Below are 23,838 nucleotides of genomic sequence, written 5' to 3' on the forward strand. Positions count from 1 at the left end.
TCCGCCCCCCGGGGCCGCGCGGCGCCAGGATGCGAGCCTCGAGGAGGAAGCCATGCGTAGACGACACCTGGGCGTCGCCGGACTCGCGCTCCTCGTGCTGGGCGCCGCCGCGGCGCTCCTGCGTCTTCGCGAGACCTCGCCCCAGGGCCCCTCCCCGACGCGGCCCGCGCTCTCCACCCGGGACTCGGTCTCCGCGCCGCTGTCTCCTCTCGGCACACGCGTCCTCCAGGGCACCCTCGTCGATGGACGAGGAGGGCTCGTCGCGGGCGTGGAGCTGACCGCCACGATGAGCGTGCCCGACGAATCCCTGTCGTCCCTCCCGTGCGACGACACGAAGCCAGGCCTCCCCTTGTCCTCGCCGGACTGCACGGGCGTGCCTCGACAGCGGCTCCTCGGCCTCGTGCTGGAGGGGCGTGGTGACACGCGCGTGGTGGCGCGGACCACCTCCCGCGCGGACGGGAGCTTCACCCTGGAGGGACTCCCCGAGGGCACCGTCGCGCTCTGGGCCGCGGGGCGGGACCGCGGCCACGTCGAACCCGAAGTGAGGACGGACTCCGGCTCCGTGAGGCTGATGCTCGGCGCGGACCGCGCGCACTCCGGTCAGGTCGTCGACGAGGACGAGCAACCCCTGGAGGGCGTGCGCGTGACGCTCTTCCTCCCCCGACACTCGCGCTACTTCGAGACCACCACGGACGCCGAGGGACACTTCTCGGTCGGCCCGCTCCCGGAGGGCGAGTACACGCGCATCCTCCACGCTCCCGACCCGCGCCTGCTGCCCCGATACGACGAGTCCCGGTCCGCCTCCGGCGCCCAGGACGAGGAGCAGGTGAAGCTCCATCCGCCGCGGAAGCTCACCGGGCGGGTGCTCGCCGGGGGCCACCCCGTCGCCGACGCCGAGGTCGTCGCCACCCGGACCGGACAGTCCGCGCGGACGAACCACGAAGGCCTCTTCGTCCTCGAGGACATGCCTCCGGGTCGGCATCCCCTGATGGCGCGCAGCGGGCACCAGCGAGGACAGGAGGTCGCCCACCTGAAGCGGACCGACGTCCCCCCGATGCCGCTCGTGCGCATCGAGCTGGGAGCGCCGCGCTCCTACAGCGGGCGGGTGAAGGACCCGCAGGGCCGCCCCATCCCCGACGTCCGGGTCCTGGTCGAGGGCCCCGACACCGCGAAGACCGTCACGGATGCACAGGGGCGCTTCACCGTCGTGGACCTCACTCCCGGCGACTACACGCTCACCTTGAAGGCCGTGGGTTACGGGGACGTCCTGCGAGACGCCCTCCAGCCGGCCACGACGCCGACGGGAGACTGGGTCCTCGAACCGGCCACCCTCATTCGGGGCGTGGTCGTCGACGCCGAGGGCCACCCCGTCCCCCGGGCCATCTTCCAGCTCGCGAGGACGGCCCTGGACGAGGAGGACGCCGAGGGCGACGACAGTCCACGGTATCCCGAGCCGGAGCCGCGAACCGGTGACCCCTGCACCGGGTTCGGCCCCGAGGACGAGCGTGACGTCATCATCGAGCAGCTCCGCGCGGACGAGGACGGCCGCTTCGTGTTCGAGCGCGAGGGGCGCGGACGCCATGCGCTCCGGGTCGACGCGAACGCGTACCGTCCCCTGCACACCGTCGTGGACGCGCCGGTCGCCAACCTGCGCCTGGTCCTCCAACCGGCCGCGCGGCTGGTGGGACGCGTCGTGGATTCCCACGGCGCCCCGCTGGAGCGGGTCGAGCTCTCGCTGAGCACCGGCAGCGACGCGACGAAGGTCCTCGCGACCCAGACCTCCAACGAGGCGGGGCACTTCGCCTTCGAGGGCCTCGCGCCGGGCCCCCACGTCCTCGAGGCCCGCTACGACACAGGCGCCCACCACCTCCAGACGGTCCCCCTCGAGGTCATCGACGGGAAGACGCTCGAGACCCTGGTCCGGGTGGACACGGGGCAGAGCATCTCCGGCGTCGTGGTGGACGCCGCGAACCAACCGATGCCGCGCATCGAAGTCCGGGCCCAGTCCCTCGTGTCGAGCACGGCGTCCGACCCTCCCGCTCCCTCGTATGCCACCACGGACGCGCAGGGCCGCTTCACGGTGGAGCGCCTGGGCCGTGGCCTCTGCGAGCTCGACCTCCACGTCCCGGGCCACGAGTTGCTCGACGCGTCCGGCACGGGCCTGGACTCGACGGACGAGCAGTCCCCCATCCAGGTCCCCGCCGGGACCACGGACGTGAGGCTGACCTTCCGCTACATCGGCGGGGTCCGGGGGAGACTGGTCCGCGAGGACGGCACGCCCCTCACCACGTTCCACCTCAACGGTGAATCCTTCGAGGACCCGCGGGGAGTGTTCCAACTGGACTTCGGCGATCCGAAGGACACGACGCTGTCCATCTCCGCGCCCGAGCGGACGCCGCTCTTGCGCGAGGTCGACATCGCCCCCGGACAGGTCAAGGACCTGGGCGACATCATCCTGAGGCGTGAACGGAAGCTGCGCGGCAGGGTGACCCACGCGCTGACCGGGGAGCCCATCGAACGGGCCCATGTCTGGCTCCTGCGCGCCCGCTCGGGGAATCACGCGAGGGGCCTCACGGACCGCGTCGGGGACTCCGTCACCACGCAACCCGACGGGAGCTTCGAGAGGGATGGCGTCGAAGGCGACGACCTCGCCCTGGAGGTCGACCTCACGGGAGGTCCCGCGCACCGCCACCGCATCGGAGCGGAGACCACCTGGGTGGACATCCGGTTGCTGCCGGGGGCGAGCCTGACGGGGACCGTGACGGACTCGACGGGGCGCCCGCGCGAGACGTCCTTCCTGTTGCTCAACGACGGCGTCGGCGAGCCCTCGACCGAAGCCGACGCCCCGCCTCCCGCGATGGAGTTCAGCAGCGCCGAGGGGCTCTTCCACGAGGGGCGCTACACCCTGAAGCGCATTCCACCGGGGACCTACCTGGTCATTCCCCACGTCGAGGTCTCCCGCTGGGAGGTGCCGCCCATCCGGTTCAAGCCACGGCGCGTGGTGCTCGAGCTCGGCTCGCGGCAGGTCCTGGACTTCCAGGAGCAACGACCCGGGAACGCGCGGTTGCTCTTGCGCATGCCCGAGCGCGAGCCCCCTACCGCCCCGCCGCGGTTCGTGCGCATGACGTCCTTCCTCGTCGAAGGCGACATCCCGCTCTCGGACTCCGGAGCGCGGCTGGGCCTCGTCCGGGATGCCTCGAGAATCCCGCTCGACGACGAGGACGACGACTCGGGCAGCGCCTCCGCCTCGGGGCTCTCCGCCGGGCGCTACACCTACTTCGTGATGGCCTACGACGAGGAGCGCGAGGAAGCGGTCGTGCACCGCGAGGTGGTGGACGTCGCCCCGGAAGGCGACACCATTCGACGCATCCAGCCGCGGTGGGCGCCTTACACCCCGGAGCGCATCCGTCATGAGCGCATCCAGATCATCCGCCCGACCCGCACCGAGGAGGATGACTGAGCGCCGCGCCGGATCGAGTTCCCGGAGCCCCATGCCGTGAAGCTGTTAGGGTCCCTCGCCAGGGAGGGACCATGCGCTGGCAATGGCTGCTGATAGGGATTGGCGTGCTCGTCGTGGGCATCGCCCTCGTCATCATCTCGTCGTTCCGGAGGATGGCCTCGACCTCCGCGTCCCAGCCCCAGCGCCCCACCAGGTCGCGCGAGCTCTCCTTCCCCCGCGAGCCCTCGCCCCCGCCGCGCGGAGGACTGTCCATCCAGGGCACCGTCTTCGACCGCGAGGGACATCCCGCCGCCGGGGTCGAGGTCACCGCCACGCGGAGCATGCCCGGCGAATCGCTGTCCTCCATCCCCTGTGACGCGGAGGACCCCGACTCCCTCGCCGTGTCCCGGTTGGAGTGCCGTGGAGGCGCGGCCTCGACGCTGCTCCTCGAGGTCATCCAGGCGGGACGCGGCGACACCCCCGTGGTGGCGCGGACCTCCTCGCGCGAGGACGGCACGTTCACGGTGGACGGCCTCCCCGAGGGAACGGTCGCGCTGTGGGCGTCGGGTCCCCAGGGCGCCGTGGTGAAGCGCGAGGTGAGCGCGGGTGACACCCAGGTGCGGCTCTCGCTCGGGACGCCGGAGACACTCTCCGGCCGCGTCATCGACGAGGCCCGGCGCCCCGTGGATGGCGCCCGCGTGACGGTGTTCCACACCAAGCACTCGCGCTACTTCGAGGCGACCTCCGATGCCCAGGGGCACTTCTCCATCGGCCCGCTCGCGAACGGCCCCCACTCCGTGGTCATCCGCGCGCCAGGCCTGCTGCCGCTCTACGGGCAGAACGTGCTCCTGGAGGACCAGGGCGACGTGGTGCTCCACCCGCCCCGGCGCATCGTGGGACAGGTCGTCACCTCGCGGCAGGAGCCCGCCGCCGACGTCCGCGTGCTGGACGGGGAGACGGGCCACCTCGCCTGGACGGACGTGAACGGCCGCTTCGCCTTCGAGGACAAAGCCCCGGGCGCCGGGTACCTGACGGCCGGAGACGCGCATCGGCGGGGAAGCGAGTACGTGCAGCTCGAGGAGACGCAGCGGGAGGCGGAGGTCCGCATCGTGCTCGGCGACCTCGTGTCCATCCCAGGCAAGGTCGTGGACCTGCAGGGCCGCCCCGTCGCGGACGCGGTGGTGACGGCCCGGGCCACCAGCGCCATCACCCTCCACTCGGCGGAGGCCACCACGGACGCGGAGGGGTTCTTCGTCATGAAGACGCTGCCCATGGGCCCCTGCACGTTCGACGTCGAGGCAGCGGGGTTCCATGCCATCCAGGGGAGGGAGGGCGCGCTGACCGCCACCACCCGGGCCCTGGCGTTCGCGCTCCAGCCGGCGGTGCTCGTCCAGGGCACCCTCGTCGACCCCGAGGGGCGTCCCCTGTCGGGGGTCGCCGTCCAGCTCACGCCCGCCGTCCCCGGCGCGGACGCGGGAGCACCGGCGCCGGACGACACGTACGACGCCAGCTTCTCGCGCGAGGGCGTGGTCCGGGCCCGCTCCGACGCGAAGGGCCGCTTCGTGTTCGAGCTGACCGAGCCCGGCCGCTTCCACCTGCGCACCGCGTCCGACGTCCACGTGACGGCGCGCCAGGTCGTGGACGCCCCCGCCAGGGACCTGCGGCTGGTGCTGCGTCCGGGCGGACGGGTGCGAGGCTACGTCCTGGATGCCCAGGGCCTGCCACTCTCGGGGGTCTTCCTCTCGGTGCGCGCCGGCCCCGAGGCCCCGCTCACGGAGGCGCCAGCGCTGTCGGACCCGGATGGAAGCTTCACGCTCGGAGGCATCGCGCCTGGGCGACATGCGCTCGTGGCCGTCTTCGACCATGGGGCGCCCCACCGCGCGTCGCTCCCCGTCGAGGTGCTCGGCGCGGAGACCGTGCAGGTGACGATGACGATGGACACCGGCCTGAGCGTGTCCGGCGTCGTCGTGGACGAGGAGGGCCGCCCCGTTCCCGACGTCACGGTGGTGGGGAGGTCCACGCGCGAGACCTTCGCGCACCGGGCCCGCGACGGGGAGCGCTTCTCCATCTCCGACTCGGCGGGCTACCCGGACGCGACGGGGCGCTTCACCGTGAAGCACCTGCTGCCCGGGCCCTGTCAGCTCGGCACCCTCGCCCATGGGTACACGCTGCGCGACGGGACCCACCCCGCGCCCGAATCCGGAGAGGCGCTGCCGACCCTCACGGTCCCCGCGGGCTCGACGGAGGTGCGGTTGGTGATGCGCTACAACGGAGGCGTCCGCGGACGGCTCCTCCGTGAGGACGGCACGCCCCTCACCCGCTTCGACATCGACGACGGGGAAGAGCGTTCGAGCGACGGCACCTTCGTCGTCCACCTGAGCACGCCGGGCCCCCGGTGGCTGACCTTCTCCGCGCCCGGACTCGGTCGCAGGGTGCACGCGGTGGAGTTCGAGCGCGGCAAGCTGCGCGACCTGGGCGACATCGTCATGAAGGCCGGCGTGACCGTGAACGGCCGGGTCGTCGACGCGACGACCTCCGCCCCCGTCCCCGACGCGGAGCTCCAGGTCTACATGACCCGGACGAACCTGGCGTCCCTGTCGCACGAGGCGAGCATCCGGCTCTCCCTCGACCTGCCGCCCATCGACGCCACGTCCACCCGCGCCGACGGCACCTTCACGCTCCACGACATCGACCCCGCCGACGTGGCCCTCGTCGTCCAGCACCCGGCCTATCCCCCGCGCCCCCACGAGCTGGCGGGCCATGGCACGCAGGTGGAGCTCCGCCTGGAGCGCGAAGGCGCCGCGCCCCACACCACGACGGGCGAGTAGGAGCGACGGGGCCGGGGCGAGATGCGCCTCCTGTCTCCTGGTAGCATTCGTCACCGGGAGGGACTCATGCGCAGGCAAGCCCTGGTGGCCGTCGTGCTCGGCGCGCTCGCGGTGGGCATCGTCGTGGCCGTCGTCGCCCTCCGGGACACGGGCACGGAGGCGCCGGAGCCACGCCCGAGCGTCGCGACGTCGCGGGTGCTTCCCGGCCCTCGGGAACCCTCGCCGCCTCCGCGCGGCGCGCTGTCCATCCAGGGCACCGTCGTGGACCGTGACGGGAACCCCGTCGCGGGGGTCGAGGTCTCCGCCTCCCGGAGCATGCCCGGCGAGTCGCTGTCCTCCCTGCCCTGCGGAGCGGAGACGCCGGACACCGTCCTGTCCTCGACGGAGTGCGCGCAGGGGTCGTGGCAGGTGCTCATCGGGCTCGTCGAGGAGGGCCGCGGCGCCGCGCCCGTGGTGACGCGGACGACGTCCCGCGGGGACGGCACCTTCACGTTGGAGGGCCTGCCCGAGGGCGCCGTCGCGTTGTGGGCCGTAGGCGCCCAGGGCGCCGTGGTCGCGCCCCGGGTGGAGGCGGGCGCGACGCAGGTGCGCCTCACGCTCGGACGCGGCGCTCCGCTCTCCGGCCGCGTCGTCGACGAGACCCTGCGCCCCCTGCCCGGCGCCAGCGTGACGCTCTTCCTCGCCGAGCACTCGCGCTACTTCGAGACGAGCACCGACACACTGGGCCGCTTCTCGCTCGGTCCGCTGCCCGCGGGGCGCTACGGGTTCGTCGCCAGCCAGCCCGGCTTGATGCCCGAGTACCTGGTGGAGGTCGCGCCCACGAACCTGGGGGACGTGGTGCTCCATCCGTCCCGGCGCATCGTCGGTCAGGTCCTCACCGTGGAGCAGCGGCCCGTCGCGGGAATCGAGGTCCGGATGGAGGAGAACGGGCAGTCCACGCGGACGGGCGAGGACGGCCGCTTCGTCATCGAGGGCGTGGCCCCGAGCGACTACACGGTGACCGCCCACGACCCGAGGCAGTGGGGCAGCCAGAGCGTGACGCTCGGCGAGGAGCAGCGGGAGGTGGAGGTCCGCATCGTCGTCGAGTCCCTCGTCCACGTCCGCGGCACGGTGCAGGACCCGGAGGGACATCCCATCCCGGACGCCGTGGTCAGGGTGATGGGCGACGGCTCCGAGGACTTCGACGCGTGGACCACCACGGATGCCCAGGGGAACTTCACGCTGGAGACGCTGTTGCTCGGCCCCTGCACCTACGTGGTCGAGGCCGCGGGGTTCCAGGACCTGAAGGGCGAGGAAGGCGAGCTGTCCACCCCCGCGCCACCCCCCCGGACCTTCGTGCTCGAACCCGCCGTGCTCATCCAGGGCCTCCTCGTCGATGAAGCGGGGAAGCCCGTGCCGGACGTCATCGTCCAGCTCACGGCCTCGCCACCGCGTGAGGAGCAGCACCCGCCGACAGAGGAGGAAGCGGACACGCCCGGCACGTACGAGGATGCCCCGGACGACCCCGCCCTCGGCGGCGTCGAGGAGAACCGGCTCGCGTCCGATGCGAACGGCCGCTTCCAGTTCGAGCTCGACAGGCCCGGGCGCTTCCACCTGAGCACCGAGTCCGAGCACTTCCTGAAGGTCCAGCGGAGCGTGGACGCCCCGGCGACCGACGTGCGCCTGGTCCTGAGTTCGGGAGGGCGCGTCGTGGGCCGGGTGGTGGACGGGCAGGGCGAGCCGCTCCCGGCCGCCGTGCTGTCCGTACACGCGAGCCCCGACACCCTGCCCGTGGCCCTGCCGGTCCGGCCCGACGAGGAGGGTCGCTTCCAGATCGAAGCCGTCCCCCCGGGCCGCCATGTCCTCCTGGCCGCCTTCGACGCCAACCTCCCCCACCGGGAGACGGTCCCCATCGAAGTGTTCGGCACGGAGACGGTGACGGTCACGGTGCGGCTGGACGCGGGCCTGAGCGTGTCCGGCGTCGTCGTGGACGAAGCGAACCGCCCCATCCCTGGCGCCACGGTGACGGCGACCCCGCTCACGGCGACCCCCTCGCACCTGAGACATCTCGGAGCGGGCTTCTCGACCGCGTCCTCGCGGGGGGTCGCGGACGAGACGGGGCGCTTCACGGTGAAGCACCTGCTGCCGGGCCCCTGCAAGCTCCAGGTCGAAGCGGACGGCCACTCGCTGCGTGGAGATCCACCCGTGGACGCCAAACCGGAGGAGTCACGCCCCTCCGTCCAGGTGCTCGCCGGGGCGAAGGACGTCCGGCTGGTGCTCCAGTACGACGGCGGCGTCCGCGGGCGGTTGCTCCACGAGGACGGCTCGCCCGTCGTCCACTTCAGCGTGAACGAGCGCGAGTACCGCGAGGCCGACGGCACCTTCGTCCGCGACGGGTTCAGCGGGGGCTCGGGGTGGCTGACCCTCTCCGCGCCCGGGCTCAACCACGTCGTGCGCCTGGTGGACGCGCCCGTCGGCCAGCTGGTGGACCTGGGCGACATCGTCATGAAGGCCGGAAGGAAGGTGCGCGGCAGGGTGGTCGACGCGGTGGACTCCGCGCCCATCTCCGGTGCCACCGTCGAGGCCACCCTCTCCCAGGCGTACGTGGCGACGGTGATGGACGCGGAGACCGCCAGGCTCTCCTCGCCGCCGTCCCCGGGCACCACCGTCACCCGCCGCGACGGCACCTTCGAGTTCGACGACGTGGAAGGCGAGCAGTTCACCCTCAAGGTCGACCACCCGGACCACCTGACCCGGCTCCAACCCCTTGGCGCGGGTGACACCCCGTTGGAGGTCCGCCTGGCACGGGGAGCGCGGCTGTCGGGCACCGTGACGGACCGACGGGGCAAGCCGGTGGACGGGCGCATCCGGGCGTTGTCGCTGGGCCCCCCGCAGAAGACGCTCGACCTCATCGATGTCACGGAGGGGGAGTTCGAGGTGTCCCAGCTCGCGCCGGGCACCTACGCGTTGAAGGCCGTGATGCGGCATCCGGAGACGGGAGAGGTCTTCTCGTTCGTCCCCCAGGTCGTGACCCTGGCGTCCGGGGAGGCGCGGACGCTCGCCTTCCGCGAGCAGGTGGAGAGCACCCGGGTGACGTTGGCCATGAGCCCGGGGCCCTCGGGCGAGCAGTTCCTCACCACCTCCTGTTCGGTCGTCCCGGGAGACGTCCCCACGCCCCGCACGGCGACCGAGCTGATCGTGCTCAACCGGACCGTGGCCATCCCCCTCGACCAGGCCCCGACCCAACCCTGGGGCCACTTCACGATGAGCCTGCCCGCCGGGCGATACACCGTCTTCGTGGTGGGAATCGTGGTCGGGAGCGGCGACGAGATGCTCCACCGGCAGGTGCTGGACGTGCCCCGGGAGGGCGCGCTGTCGCTCACGGTCGAGCCCGTGTGGCAGCCGTTGGCGCCCGGCTCGCCACGCGACTGATAGCGTGGAAGCCATGAACGGAAGCGCCCGAATGGCCGTCGCAGTGTGGACCCTGTGGGCCACGGTGGCGCTCGCGAGCTCCGGGCCCCCCAGCCGGGGTGGCGTGGCGGACGCGACGACTGCCCCGGTCGCAGGGAAGCAGCACGCGAAGGCGCGCGTGTCCCTGGACGAGGGCCTGGCGGAGCCGCTGCGCATCCCGGGGCGGGTCCGTGACGAGGCGGGCCAACCCGTCGCGGGCGCCACCGTGAAGGTCCACGTGGGCGACGCGCAGCGCGTGGAGCGGGAGGCCACCACGGGCGCCGACGGGCGTTTCATGCTGGAGACCCCGCCGCTGGGCCCGTGTCGCTTCGACGTGGAGGCGGTGGGCTACCTGGACATCGCGGGGCAGGAGGGAATGGTGGTGGCGAGCACCCGCGCGCTGGACTTTCGCCTGAAGCGCGCCGCCGTCATCCACGGCATCGTGGTCGACACCTCGGGCGCTCCCATCCTCGGCGCCCGGCTGTGGCTCGAGCGGCTCGAGGCACGGACGCCCGAGTCGCGCCCCTCCGTCGCTTCGGACGGGGACTCCGTCCTCGAGCGTCCGACGGTCGACGACGAGACGACCACGCTGGATACGGACACGACGGGGCGCTTCCGCTTCGAGCTCGCGAGGCCCGGACGCTTCCGCCTGTACACATCCGCGCCGCGCTTCTTCCACAACCACCTCCGGATGACCACGGACGTGGACACGCCCGCGGAGGACCTGCGCCTGGTGATGCAACCCGGCGCGCTCCTGAAGGGCACGGTGGTGGACACGCAGGGCGTCCCCGTCGAGAGCGCCGACATCCAGCTGCTGTGGGCGACGACGCCGGCCGGAGCCCCGGAGGAGGAGGCACGCACCCAGACGCAGGCGAACGGCACGTTCTTCCTCGGGAGTCTCTTCCCCGGGGACTACCTGCTCCGAGCCACGCCCCGAGGCGGAGGCAGCGCGACGACCGTGCCCGTCCACATCGAGGGGACACGGGTCGACCCCGTGAGGCTGGAGCTGAAGACAGCCCCCGTTGCCCCGCTCTCGGGCATCGTCGTGGACGAAGCGGGCGCTCCGCTCCGCGAGGTCTTCGTGAGCGTCCAGTCGAGCGGAGCGACGGAGTCGCGGGAGTGGAGCGGCACCGCCCGGTCCGACGCGCGGGGGCGCTTCACCGTGAAGCACGTGCCCCACGGCCCCTTCCGCATCTCCATCATGTCGGATACCCACACGCTGCTCACGACGCCGCCCACCCCGCCGATGAGCGTGGGGGGCGAGGTGGCGAAGCGCGAGTTCCCGGCGGGCACTTCGGAGGTGCGGTTGGTGCTCCGCTACAACGGCGGCGTCCGGGGACGCGTGGTCCGCGAGGACGGCACCCCGGTCGTCCGCTTCTCCGTCTCCGGTCAGGACTTCGAGTCCCCCGAGGGCGTCTTCCAGCTCCACTCCCGGCCCGCTCCCTTCCGGAGGGTCCACGTCTCCGCTCCGGGGCTCGCCGTCCTGGAGACGTCGACGCAGGTCGCCTCCGGGAAGACGACCGACGTGGGGGACCTGGTGTTGAAGGAGGGCTGGAGCCTCCGGGGTCGGGTGCTCGACGAGCGGACCTCCGCGCCCATCGTGGGCGTCACGGTCAAGGCCCGCCCCGAACCCGTGGACCCCAACGCCTCCCTGCGCCCCCTGCCCATCGGCACCGTCACCACGAATCCCGAGGGTGCCTTCGAGCTGCCCCACGTGGCGGCGGAGCGGCTGACGCTGGAGTCCTCCCATCCGGGCTACCTCCCGGGCACCCACCGGCTCGGTGCTGGCGAGCGTGAGGCGACGCTCCGGATGTCACCCGCGGCCCAGCTCTCCCTCACCGCGGTGAACCGGCTGGGCCGTCCGGTCTCGTCGGCCGACGTCCAGCTCCGATGCGAGGACGACCCGACGGTCGAGGCGACCAGTGACCTCCGCGACGGCGCCGGCCACGCGCGGGAGTTGAAGCCATGTCGCGGCTACGTGGTGGCCCTCTCCGAGGGCCGCATCGAACGAGACGACGAGGAGCCGAGCGCGGTCCGCTTCCTGCCCCAACGCGTGAGCCTGCCCGCCGGCGCCCACGCGCGCCTCGCCTTCCGCGAGATGACGGGCCCCACCACGTTGACCCTGCGTCACGCCACGCCCCTGCCCCGCCTGCCTTCCGGTGAGAAGGTCGCCCTCTCCGAGGTGCTCCTCGTCCCAGGTGACGTGTCCCTCCCCACCACGAAAAAAGGACTGCGCCTGCCGCGCCTGTTGCGCGTCCCGGAGACGTCCCATGACGACACCACCACCACCTTCACCGCCCTCTCCGCCGGGCAATACACGCTGCTCCTCGTGGGGGAGGTCGAGGGCTCCGAGCCCGGCTTCGTGGTCCACCGCGCGCGCGTGAACGTGGAGGGCAAGGCCCACGAAGCCCGGGAGCCGAAGCCCGCGTGGCAGCGGCTCGCCCCGGGCGGGTGACGTCACGACGTGACGCATGCCCTGGTAACGTCCCCGCTCGGGGAGAGACAGATGCGTGGACCCGTCTTCGTCGTGCTCGGCGTGGTGCTCCTGGGTGCCGCCCTGGCCCTCGTCGTCATGTGGGCGACAGGCCCCGGGGACGCGGCGACCTCGGACCGGTCGGCGGAGCACGCGCGCTCCGCGGTCGACGCCCCCCAGGCGCCACCTCCGCGAGGAGCACACGTCATCCGAGGCACGGTCGTCACCCAGCAGGGCGTCCCCGTCGAAGGGGTGGAGGTCTCCGCCTCGCTGAGCATCCCCGACCAGTCCCTCTCCTCGAGCACCTGTGACGAACACCCCCCCGAGACGCCGCTGTCCTCGCGGAAGTGCGTGGGTGCGCCCCGCGCGGAGCTGGTGCGACGTGTCGAAGCGGGCGAGGGCCGCGCGCCCGTGGTGGCGCGGGCCACCTCCGGACCGGATGGGCGCTTCACGTTGGAGGGGATTCCCGACGGAGACCTGGCGCTCTGGGTGCTGGATGCGCGAGGGGCCGTCCTGGAGACCCAGGTGGCCCCCGACCGAGAGGACGTGCGGCTCGAGCTGACCTCCGGCGGCCGGTACTCCGGGAGGGTCGTGGACGAATCGTGGGGTCCCGTCGCCAACGCCAGCGTGACCCTGTTCTTCGAGGACCACTCCCGCTACTTCGAGACCCGCACCGACGACGACGGACAGTTCGAGTTCGGGCCGATGCCCCCGGGGAACAACGGCCTGGTCATCTCCAGTCCGGGCTTCGTGACCCGGTACTCCACGGACTACTGGCCCAATGGACGCAAGACCTTCGTGCTGGATGCCCCCCGCGCCATCAGCGGACAGGTCCTCTTCCAGGACCGCCCGGCCGCCGGGGTCGAGGTCCAGGCCGAGGAGAGCGACCGCTCCGCCCTGACCGGGAGCGACGGGCGGTTCCTGCTGGAGGGGCTCACGTCCGGCCACCACACGCTGACGGCGCGACGCGAGCACCTGCGCGCGCTCACCACGGTGACGCTGGCGCCGAACACGCGGGCCGCCGAGGCCCGCCTCACCCTCGAGGCGGCCCTCCGGGTCGAAGGCATCGTCCGCGACGACACGGGGGCTCCGGTCGCGGACGCCGCCGTGAAGGTCTTCGTCGACGCGGAGGAGCCCCGGCTGGAGACCACCACGGGCGAGGATGGGCGCTTCGCCCTGGAGACGCTGCCACTCGGGCCCTGCCGCTTCGAGGTGAACGCGGCGGGCTACATGGGTGTCAGCGAGCCGGAGGTCCCGCTGGTGGCCGACACCCTCGCGCTGACCTTCACGCTGCGACGGGCGCTGTTCCTCCAGGGGACCGTGGTCACCGAAGGGGACGATGAGCCGGTCGACGACTACGTGCTGGAGCTCGAACGGCTGGACACGCCGGTCCCCGCGTCGACGAACGAAGCCCCCATCCCGCGTGACGACGTGGGGACGACGGTGAGGAGCAACGGGGAAGGACACTTCGCCTTCAAGGTCTCGCTCCCGGGCCGCTACCGCGTGTTCACGGCACCGGAGCGAGCCCTGGGCAAACGCTACTTCCCCTTCTCCCAGGAGGTCCGCGTCCCCGGTGGAGACGTGCGAGTGGTCCTGCGCAAGGGAGCGCGCATCCAGGGCACCGTGGTGGACAGGGCAGGACGGGCCATGCGCTCCGCCCCCGTCACCCTGCTGGAGGGCACGCTTCAGGCCCCGGGCAGACAGGTCGCGTCGACCGACTCGGGGTCCACGGGCTTCCAACTGGGTGGGCTCCTCCCTGGCAGCTACGTGCTCCAGGTCTCACTCCCCAATGCGTCTTCACCGACCGACACCCAGCAGGTGCCCATCCAGCTCCATGGCACGGAGACGGTGACGACGAACCTGGAGCTGCCCGCCGAAGCCAGGACCTCCCTCTCCGGTGTCGTGCTCACGGAGGAGGGCCCTCCCCTCTCCGACGTCCAGGTGTTGGCCTACTCACAAGACACCCAGGGAGGCGCCACGACCGACGAGCAAGGGCGCTTCACCATCAAGGACATGCGGCCCGGCACCACCCGGTTCCACGTCCAGGCGGGGCCCTACACGCTCGTCTCGGACCCACCCGTCAAGCCGTCACACATGAACCCCCACCCGTCCATCGAGCTGAGGGTGGAGGCGGGACGCGAGGTGCGGTTGGTCCTCCGCTCCGACAACGGGAGCTTCCGCGGGCGCGTGGTCCAAGAGGACGGCACCCCCGTCCAACACTTCATGGCCAACCTGACGGGCATCAACGACCCGGAGGGGCGATTCCAGGTCGAGGTGGGCCCCGCGCAGCGCCGGTCGCTGAGGATCTCCGCGCCCGGGTTCGCCAGCGTCGTCCTCACGGCCCGCGTCGAGCGAGGCCGCGCCACGGACATGGGAGACATCGTCTTGAAGGAGGGTGCCCGGCTGCGCGGCCGGGTGCTCGACGCGCGGACGTCCGCGCCCGTCGTCGGCGCGCAGATCCGCGTCCTCCCCAAGGAGCTGGGAGAGGAGACGTTTCCCTCGCGCACCCTGGTCGAGCTCACCTCCACCGGACCTGACGGCACCTTCGAGTTCGCCCGGCTGGGGATGGCGACCCCGGAGCTGGAGTTCGAGCATCCGGACTATCTCCCCCTGCGCCAATCCGTTGACATGACGGACCGTCCGTTGGAGCTGCGCATGACCCAGGCGGCCCGGCTGACCCTCATCATGACGGACCGCCACGGCAAGCCGGCGTCGGCGGTCGTGAGCCTCCATCCGCTCGACGGGGGCGAGGATGAATCCCATTTCGTTCGGGCCGACACCCCCCTGACCGTCTCCGCGCTCGCCCCCGGCACCTACGTGGTGGGCCCCTACAGCACCTCGCGCTCGGAGGGCCCCGAGAACGCCATCATGCGGTTCATGCCCCGACAGGTCGTGCTGCGAGGCGGCGAACACGCGCGCCTCTCCCTCCGGGAGGTGGTGGGGCCCGTCGCGCTGACCTTCCGCAACGCCACCCCGCTGGCCGGACTGCCCTCCGGGGAGCCCGTCGACTACTGCTTCGCGAAGCTGTTCCCCGGCGATGTGCCACGTCCCGCCACCAGGGAGGCCTTCACGTCCGCCCGGTTCCCGAGGGAGCTCCCCCCGGACACGGATGACCGCTCGGGCTCGACCCACACGTTCTCCAACCTCCCCGAGGGGCGCTACACCTACTTCCTGCTCGGCGTCGCCCTGACGGAATCGCGCCCGCTCGTGCTCCACCGCGAGGAGGTGGACATGCGGGGCGGTGGGCGCGTGGTCCGCGACGTCGTCCCCCACTGGCAATGGCTGCCTTCCGGTCCGTGACCCCCGCGAACCGGCGGCTCGAAAGAGCAGTCGCGGGGGACCCGCTCCAGCCCCCCGCGGCCCCCGCGTTTGCGTCCGCCAGGAGGGCCTCTTAAGACCGGACTCCATGGGCCATGAGCCGAAGTGGAAGGACGGCGCGGAGCTGGAGCTGGACTGGGGCGCGAGGCAGCCGCGACCGCAGTCGGGAGACGACGCGCCGGCCACCACGGGCCTGGTCCCCCTGATGGAGGCCTCCGGCGTCGAGGCGCGCGCCGGCAAGGGCATGCCCGGGGACCCGCGCCACATGAGCGTGTCGCTGCGCCATTCGCTGGACGCGGTGCTCACCGCGCCCCGGCTGCGCATGCGCCAGCAGCGCGAGCTGCTGGAGATGCTCATCGGCTGGGAGGGGCGCAACCGCTACGAGGTCTGCGACGAGCACGGGCGCGGCAGCCTGTTCGTGGGCGAGACGGGGGACGGCTGGGGCTCGCGCCTCATGCGCAACTTCTGGCCCTTCTACCGCGCGCGCCTGGAGTGCATGACGCCCAGCGGCACGCTGGCGCTCGCGCTGGAGCACCCGTGGAGCTTCCTCTTCGCGCGCGCGGAGGTGCTCGCGTGGGACGGCCGCGCGCTGGGCACCATCGTCCAGCGCTTCCGCCTGCTCGGCAGACGCTTCGACATCGTCACGCCCGCCGGCGCGGTGGTCGCCACCATCGAGGGCCCCCTGCTCAAGCCCTGGACCTTCCAGGTCTTCCAGCGCGGCGAGGAGGTGGCCGTCATCCGCAAGCACTGGAGCGGCCTCTTCCAGGAGACCTTCAGCGACGCGGACAACTACTCCATCGAGTTCCATCCCCCGTGCACGGACGGACGGCTGCGGCAGCTGGTGCTCGCCGCCGCGTTCCTGATGGACCTGACCTACTTCGACAACCGGAAGTCCGGGGGTTCCATCTTCAACGTGGGCCTGAACCTCTGGGACTTCTGGAGCTGACGGGAGTTCCCCCGGTGTTCCCCGGGGGGCCTTGTGATAAGTCCCCAGCCCTCATGTCCACGTCTACGAGCGATGCGTTGACAGCGGCGGACCTCGAGCGGCTGGCCCAGGCGGAGTCCCCGGACCTGGTCGACGCCGTCCTGACCCTCCTGAACGCTCCGGAGCCGGAGCCGGAGGCCACCGCGAAGCCGCTGCCGAAGGATGCCTTCACCTTCGACAGGCTCCTGCGCTCGCTGGTCCAGGCCCAGGCGCGGTTCGACCCCTCGGGACGGCGCGCCGCGTCGACGGAGGCGTGGCAGCGGTTCCTGGCGCAGAAGGACGTCCCGCGTCCGGAGCGGCTGGCGCTGGCGGACCTGCTGGTGGCGCTCTACGAGCGGAACACGGACGCGTCGCGCGCCGCCGTGCTGGCGCTGGTCCGGGGCGCGGCCCTGAAGTTCGGCCTGTGGGGCGGCCTCAAGCGCATCTACAAGCTGGCCGAGGCGCGGCTCGACGCGGAGATGTTCGGCGCGCTCGCCTGGCGCTTCGACGTGGCGCGCGGGGAGACCCGGTCGCACGAGGTCTCCACCGGCACCCTCACCTACCTGCGCCGCCGCGCGTGGCGGTTCCTGCGCCACCTGGGCGCGGCCACGCCGGAGCTGTACCCCCAGTTCGCCGTGGAGGTGCTGCGCCACTACGACCTGAGGACCGAGTGGCACGGGGTCTGGGTGGCCCACCACATCTGGGCGCACGGCTCCGGGCAGTACACGGCCACCGGGTTCTCCTTCGGGAGCGCGCCCAAGGACCTGGTGAAGCACCGCGCCTATCCGGACGCGTGGAAGCGCTCCCCGGACGCGCTGATGCGCCTGCTGGACACGTGCCGGTCGGACGAGGCCGCGCGCTTCGCCATCCAGGGCCTGCGCAAGGACTTCCCGGAGGTGCTGCGCAAGGTGACGCCCGCGTGGCTCAACCGCATCGCCCACCGGCCGCTGGAGAGCGCCCACGAGTTCATGGTGGAGACCCTGCAGGGCTCGCCCGAGTTCCACCAGGGCAAGCTGCGGGGGCTGGGGCTGCACGACGCGGTGCTGGCGCTGCTCGAGTCGCCCAGCGACAAGGCGCGCGCCTACGCCATCGAGTACGCCCGCGCCCACGCGCAGGACCTGTCCGCCGAGCGGCTCGCGGAGCTGGCCGCGCAGCCGAACAACGACGTGCGCGCCTTCGCCGCCGCCATGCTGGAGAAGCGCAACCCGCGCGAGCTGGGCGTGGAGCTGCTGGGGCGGCTGTTGTCCATCAAGGCGACGGCGACCTTCGCGGCGCGCTCGCTGGAGCAGTCGTTCGACCGGGCGGAGCTGTCCGCGGCGTTCCTGCGGGACATGTACCTGGGCACGTCCGAGCAGCTCAACTGGGCCAAGGGCTTCGTCGCGAGCAAGTACTCGGCCACGGAGCTGCCCACGTCCTTCTGGAAGGAGCTGCTGGAGGACAAGCGGCTGGACGAGCGGCCCTACCCGGTGGAGGGCCTGGTGCTCAAGTCGCTGGGCGCGTATCCGGCGGCGGCCATCGGCCCGGAGTGGATGCTGGACAAGGCGGCGCACCCGCGCATCGGCCACGCCATCACCGGGTGGCTGCAGCGCGCGGACAGCCTGCCGGGCCTGGACGTGGAGAAGGTGAAGGGCGCGGTCTTCAGCGCCAAGCACCGCGCGGTGGCGCTGATGCTGCTGGGCAAGCGCAAGCTGTTCACCCCGCGCCAGCTCACCGTGCCCTGGCTGCTCGCCCTGGCGCGCCGCGCGGACCCCACGCTGCACGGCTTCGCCCACCGCTACCTGCTGGAGAACGTGGCCCCCGCGGACTTCAGCGACACGGAGGACGCCGCCGCGGGCCTGGAGCGCCTGTTCGAGCTGGCGCTGGGCGCCAGGCAGCCCGCCCCGGTGCGCGACTTCGCGCAGACGTACCTGCGCTGCCACCACCCGGTCATCGGCCCGGAGCAGCCGGAGTCGAAGTCCTACGAAATCAAGCCGCGCGCGCCGCGCAAGGCGTACACGCCGGAGAAGCTGTGGCCGGCGCTGTTCGACGCGCGCGACGACGTGCGCCGCTTCGCGCTGGCCGTCACCAAGGCGGAGCTGCGCGCCTGGGGCTGGCACACGCGGGTGTACGAGCTGGCGGAGGCGGAGGCGAAGGAGGTCCGCAACCTGGCCTACGACGCGCTGCTGCGCGCGGGCGAGGACGGCGCGGACGCCCGCTACGTGCTGCACGTGGAGGAGCTGGACCCGGTGAAGGTGTTCTCCATGTCGGAGAGCACCAAGCGCAGCACCCGCGAGGTGGCGGTGGAGCTCATCCGCCGGCACTACGCGCGGCTGGGCGGCGCGGAGCGGCTCGCGTGGCTGATGCAGAGCGCGGACCGCGAGGTGGGCCTGTTCGCCGTGCGCCTGCTCTGGGAGAAGCACCGCCCCACGCACCTGCCGGAGGGCTGGAAGCCCGCGGGCGCGAAGCAGGCCCCGGTCACCAGCGCCGCCGAGCGCTTCCCGGACGTGGAGGCCCTGCGCGACTTCCTGCGCCGCATGCTCTTCGGCCTGCCGCCGGGCCGGGCCAAGGAGGCCCGCGAGGGCGAGGTGCAGAAGCGCCTGTCGGCGAGCGAGGCGAAGCGCCGCGTCATCGAGCTGGTGCGCGACCTGGGCCTGGAGGACGAGTCCTTCGCCCGCGTCGTCGCCCCGGTGCTCGGGGAGTTCACGGGTTCGCTGGCGAAGGGGGAGTGGCAGAGCTGTCTCGCCTCCCTGGTCCAGCTGCGCACGGCGCATCCGGGCGTGCAGCTCGGGGCGCTGTAGCGACGTCCGCGCGGCATGGGTTTTCGGTCGCCCCGCCGCCCCGCGCGCGGTGCTAAGAAAGGCGACCCCGAAGGAGCGTCATGTCCGTCCTCGCCATCGGCAACGTCGAGAAGCTCCGAGCCGTCGCCGCCAATGCCCGGGTGTTGCTGGTCGCCGGCGCGCGCGCGTCCGCCGCCAGCCGCGTCACCGCGTTCGAGCCCGGCACCAACAAGGTGCTGTGGAGCACCGAGCTGCCGTCCGCCGTCCACGCGCTGGTCCTGTCCGGCGAGCGCTTCGCCGCGGCGGGCGCCGACGGCACGCTGAGCTTCGGCGCGCTCTCCGACGGCAAGGTGCAGGCGCAGGTGGAGGACGCCCACGCGGGCGGCGTCACCGCGCTCGCCCCGAGCCCCGACGGCAAGCTGCTCTACAGCGCGGGCGCGGACGGCGCGCTGCGCGCGTGGGAGTGGGAGTCCGCCAGCCGCAAGCACGACTTCAAGGCGTCCGCCCAGCCGCTGCGCGCGGTGGCCGTGGACCCCACGCACACCTACGCGGCCTGCGCGGGCGACGACGGCGTGGTGCGCTCCTTCACGCTGGCCTCCGGTGAGCGCCGCGACATGACGGGCCACGAGGGCGCGGTGCGCGCGCTCGCGTTCACCCCGCGCGACGGCCGCGTGGTCTCCGCGGGCGACGACGGCAAGCTGCGCATCTGGTACCTGGTGGGCGCGGTGGAGTTCGAGGTGCGCGGCGACAAGGACTCCGGCCACGCCGGCGCCGTGCTCGCGCTGCTGTTCCCGCCCACGCCCGCGGCGCAGGGCGACGAGGAGCCGGGCGACCGCGTCTGGTCCGCGGGCAGCGACGGCAAGGTGAAGGTCTGGCGGCTGGACAAGCAGCGCAAGCCGCGCACCCTCGACTGCGGCAGCAAGCCGGTGAACGCGCTCGCCTTCATGGCGCCCGCCAATCCCCGGCAGGCGCGCACGACGCTGGGCTCCGTCGTCACCGCGGGCGAGGACCGGCGCGTCCTGCGCTTCGGCCTCGCGCTGGACGGCCAGCCCGGGGACGACCAGGACACCTCGCAGCACGCGTTCGACGTGTTCACGGAGGCCCTGAAGGGCAACCGCGCGCGGCGCGAGACGGTGGTGCGCGAGGCGGTGGTGCTGGAGGAGCCGGAGGCGCTCGAGTTCCTCCTGCAGGTGCTCTCCACGGACCGGGAGGCGGAGGTCCGCCGGCAGGCGGCGCGCGAGCTGGGGCTGAAGGGCCGCACGGGCGCGCGGGCGAAGCTGCGCGAGCGGCTGGACGACGACCACCCGCAGGTGCGCGCCGAGGCCCTCAAGGCGCTGGAGACGCTGGAGACGGAGTCGCCGCTGGCCGCGCCCCGCGCCGCGCTCGAGTCGCGCTTCGTGGACATGCGCGTGGCGGGCGTGCGCAGGCTGGGGAAGCTGGGCGGCACGTCGCCCCTGGTGCCCGGCCTCATCGCCAGCAAGCTGGGCGAGACCGAGGCCGCGGTGGGCCTGGCCGCGCTGGACGCGCTCGTCGCCGTGTCGCCGGCGGGGGACACCGAGCCCCTGCGCGCCGCCTTCGAGCGCGGGCCGGCGCGGCTGCGCGCGGAGGTGCTGGTGCGCGTCGCCTGGGCGGGCCTGCTGGGCCACGCGCAGTTGCAGCCGCTGGTGGCGCGCGCGCTGGACGACGCCGACGCGGACGTGCGCGGCGTGGCCTTCACCATCCGCGTGCTGGAGCGCCGCGCGCTGGCGCACGCGCTGGAGTCGCGGGACGAGGACTTCGCCCGCACCGCCAAGGACGTGGCGCGCCGGGTGGCCACCCGCGCCCGCCAGGGCCAGTCGACCTCCGCGCTCACCGACGACGAGATTCGCGCCGCGCGCGAGTCGCTGCCCACGCAGGGCACCGTGGGCGCGGCGCTGACGGAGGCGGACCTGGAGCCGCTGCTGGCCGCCATGGCGTGCCGCACGCCGGACACCGCGGTCCGGGGCTCCCGGGGCCTCGCGCAGCTGGGGGATGCCCGCGCGCTGGGCGCGCTGCTCCAGCTCTCCCGCGAGCCGGAGGCCCCCATCCGCCGGCAGGCCGCCGCGTCCCTCCAGGCGCTCCAGGACGCGCGCGCCCGCGAGCGGCTGGTGTGGATGCTGGACGACGCGGACGGCGACGTGCGCGCCACGGCGCTGGACGCGGTGGTGGCGCTGGACGGGGACGCGCCGCTGTCCTCCGCGGAGGCGGCGCTGCGCTCCGGCCACGAGGACATCCGCGTGCGCGGGCTCGACCGGCTGGTGAAGCTGGGCGCGACGACGCAGGGCGCGGAGCCGCTGCTCGGCGACGCGCTGGAGGACGAGTCCTCCAAGGTGCGCGGCGAGGCGTTCCGCACGCTGTGGGCGTGGCACGAGAAGGCCCCGGAGAAGGCGCTGGACCGCGCCCTGGCCGGCCGCTTCCCGGACCTGCGCTCGCGCGCGGTGGAGGTGCTCTCCGAGCGCGGCGCCGAGGGCTGGGCCCAGGAGCGGCTGACGAAGTCCGTGGAGGACCGCGACGTGGGCGTGGCCACGGCCGCCTACGAGGCGTGGGTGAAGCGGGTCGGCAAGGAGAAGCCGGAGCCCCACCTGGCGGCGCTGGCCTCCACGCACGCCGCGCTGCGGGTGAAGGGCGCCAAGGGCGCGGTGGAGGCGCCGGTGGACGCGGTGCGCTCGCCCCTGCTCAAGCGCGTGCAGGACGAGGACGTGGACGTCGCCGTCGCCGCGCTGGAGTCCCTGGACAAGCTGGTCCCCGGGGAGAACGGGCCGCTGCTGGCGGGCATCGCCGCGGGGGCGCTGCCGGTGCGCGTGCGCGCCGCGGAGCTGCTCGCCCCGCGCGGCGCCGAGGACATCATCGAGCCCCTGCGCGGGCTCATCACGGACAAGGACCTGGAGCGGCTGTACGTCCCGGCCTTCCTCGTCCCCCTGCGCATCCGCGCCGCGCGCGCGCTGGCCACGCTGGGCTCGCGCCGGCTGCTGACGTTCTTCGCCACCGTGCTGCTGCCCAGCGAGCTGGGCGACCTGCAGGAGCAGGGCGCGCGGGGCCTGGCCACCGCCAGCCGCCGCGGCGACGAGGGCTTCCTGCTGGACGCGCTGGGGCACGCCAACGTGGCGGTGCGCTCGTGGGGCGCGGACGGCCTGTCCCGCCTGGGCGACGCGCGCGCGCTGCCGGTGCTCACCGGCAACCTGCGCCACGACCACCTCCCCATCCGGCTGGGCGCCATCCTCTCCTTCTCCGCGCTGGGCCCGGAGGGTGACGGCGGCCTGCTGCACGGCCTGGAGGACGCCGCCCGCGAGGTGCAGGAGATGGTGTTCTCCATCGTCCTCGCCCGGGATTTGCGCGCCAGCCGCCGCGGCGAGCCGCCGGACCTGCTCGCCAGCGCGCTGTCCAGCGGCCGGCCGGAGGTGCGCTACGCGGCGGCCCGCGCGCTGGAGCTGCGCACGGAGACGGACGCGTACCGCGCCAACCTCGTGGAGGGCCTGCTGCCGCCCAAGCCGGAGAAGGCCGGCGACATGAAGGAGTGGCCGGCGGAGGAGGACCGCGCGAAGCGGATGGTGGGGCTCGCCGAGGCCCTCTCCAGCGACCAGCCCGAGCAGCGCTACGCGGCGGCCCAGGTGCTGCTGCTGCGCAACAAACCGCTCGACTACTTCCGCGAGGCGAAGAAGGTCGCCCGCCCGAGCACGCTGGACGCCCCGTGGAAGCCGGAGACGGCCCCCACCGCGTCACCCGTGCAGGCCGCGCCCGCCAAGAGCTGGCTGCGCCGCATCTTCTCCGCGGTGAAGCCGGGCGCGGGGGAGCCGTCCTCCTCCGACGCCTCCGTCCAGGCGGAGCGGCAGCACCTGCGCCGGCTGGCGTTCGGCGCCTACGTGGGCCTGCTGCGGCAGGTGTCCGCGGGTGACGACGAGGGCCACCGCGTCCGCCGCGACGCCGTGGACCGCGTGGTGAAGCTCACCCAGGAGGGCTACGCCGGCACGCCCGCCGCCGTGGCCGCGCTGCTGCGCGCCCTGGAGGACCCGCACCAGCTGGTGCGCAAGGCGGCGCTGGCCGGCCTCAAGGAGCTGTTCCCCGCCGGCAGCGACGAGCCGCTGGCGCTGGCGCTCGCGTCGCTCGCCCCGGACGTGGCCCGCGCGGCGCTGGACGAGCTGGCCGAGCGCAAGGACGCGGCCCGGCCGCGCATCGCCGCCGCGCTGAACTCGCCCCTGCCGGACGTGCGCCGCTACGCCTTCGAGCTGCTCGAGAAGCTCAGCCCCGCGGGCAGCCTGGAGCCGCTGCTGGCGGCGCTGGGCAGCGAGCACGCCGACCTGCGCGTGGGCGTCATCGAGCGGCTGGCGGGCGCCAACGACCCGCGCGTCACGGAGGCGCTGGGCCGGGCCATGGCCAGCGAGCACGAGGACCTGCGGCTGCGCGCCTCGGAGCTGCTGGCCTGGCGCGGGGACGACCGCGCCGTGGAGGTGCTGTCCGGCTTCCTGCGCTCGGAGACCGCGGCCCTCGCGCGGCGCGCGCAGGAGGCGCTCACCCGGCTGGCCACGCCCGCCGCGGTGGCCGCCCTGGCCGCGCGGCTGCCGGCCGCCGCGGAGGTCCAGGAGCGGCTGCGGCTGGTGGCCGCGCTGGGCAACACC

At 73.4% G+C, this 23,838-nt stretch carries 8 protein-coding genes; all 8 read left to right on the plus strand.

The features are described 5' to 3' along the window. Positions 1–52: 52 nt before the first annotated feature. Complete coding sequence (locus LZ198_RS10590; RefSeq protein ID WP_253971787.1) at positions 53–3,460, plus strand: carboxypeptidase-like regulatory domain-containing protein; 3,408 nt, start codon at positions 53–55, stop codon at positions 3,458–3,460. Between the two features lie 71 nt (positions 3,461–3,531). Beyond that, positions 3,532–6,267, plus strand: coding sequence for a carboxypeptidase-like regulatory domain-containing protein (locus LZ198_RS10595; RefSeq protein ID WP_253971788.1), 2,736 nt, complete (start codon positions 3,532–3,534; stop codon positions 6,265–6,267). Between the two features lie 66 nt (positions 6,268–6,333). Next, positions 6,334–9,678, plus strand: a complete 3,345-nt coding sequence (locus LZ198_RS10600; protein ID WP_253971789.1) for a carboxypeptidase regulatory-like domain-containing protein — start codon at positions 6,334–6,336, stop codon at positions 9,676–9,678. Positions 9,679–9,709: 31 nt separating this feature from the next. Beyond that, on the plus strand, positions 9,710–12,151 hold the full coding sequence (locus LZ198_RS10605) for a carboxypeptidase-like regulatory domain-containing protein (protein WP_253971790.1): 2,442 nt from the start codon (positions 9,710–9,712) through the stop codon (positions 12,149–12,151). A 51-nt stretch (positions 12,152–12,202) separates the two neighbouring features. Then, positions 12,203–15,469: a carboxypeptidase-like regulatory domain-containing protein gene (locus LZ198_RS10610; protein WP_253971791.1), complete on the plus strand. Its 3,267-nt coding sequence runs from the start codon at positions 12,203–12,205 to the stop codon at positions 15,467–15,469. Positions 15,470–15,575: 106 nt separating this feature from the next. Next, the gene (locus tag LZ198_RS10615; RefSeq protein WP_253971792.1) at positions 15,576–16,433 is read left to right on the plus strand and encodes a phospholipid scramblase family protein; all 858 of its coding nucleotides are present in this window, start codon (positions 15,576–15,578) and stop codon (positions 16,431–16,433) included. Positions 16,434–16,486: 53 nt separating this feature from the next. Continuing rightward, positions 16,487–19,228: a hypothetical protein gene (locus LZ198_RS10620; RefSeq protein WP_253971793.1), complete on the plus strand. Its 2,742-nt coding sequence runs from the start codon at positions 16,487–16,489 to the stop codon at positions 19,226–19,228. Positions 19,229–19,308: 80 nt separating this feature from the next. Beyond that, positions 19,309–23,838: HEAT repeat domain-containing protein (locus tag LZ198_RS10625; RefSeq protein ID WP_253971794.1), on the plus strand; the 4,530-nt coding region annotated here is incomplete at its 3' end.

The sequence above is a fragment of the Myxococcus dinghuensis genome (assembly GCF_024198235.1).
Lineage (GTDB): Bacteria > Myxococcota > Myxococcia > Myxococcales > Myxococcaceae > Myxococcus > Myxococcus dinghuensis.

Coding starts and splice junctions, on each gene's coding strand:
- LZ198_RS10615 (WP_253971792.1), top strand. CDS start 15,576: ATGGGCCATGAGCCGAAGTGGAAGGACGGCGCGGAGCTGGAGCTGGAC.
- LZ198_RS10595 (WP_253971788.1), top strand. CDS start 3,532: ATGCGCTGGCAATGGCTGCTGATAGGGATTGGCGTGCTCGTCGTGGGC.
- LZ198_RS10605 (WP_253971790.1), top strand. CDS start 9,710: ATGGCCGTCGCAGTGTGGACCCTGTGGGCCACGGTGGCGCTCGCGAGC.
- LZ198_RS10610 (WP_253971791.1), top strand. CDS start 12,203: ATGCGTGGACCCGTCTTCGTCGTGCTCGGCGTGGTGCTCCTGGGTGCC.
- LZ198_RS10620 (WP_253971793.1), top strand. CDS start 16,487: ATGTCCACGTCTACGAGCGATGCGTTGACAGCGGCGGACCTCGAGCGG.
- LZ198_RS10600 (WP_253971789.1), top strand. CDS start 6,334: ATGCGCAGGCAAGCCCTGGTGGCCGTCGTGCTCGGCGCGCTCGCGGTG.
- LZ198_RS10590 (WP_253971787.1), top strand. CDS start 53: ATGCGTAGACGACACCTGGGCGTCGCCGGACTCGCGCTCCTCGTGCTG.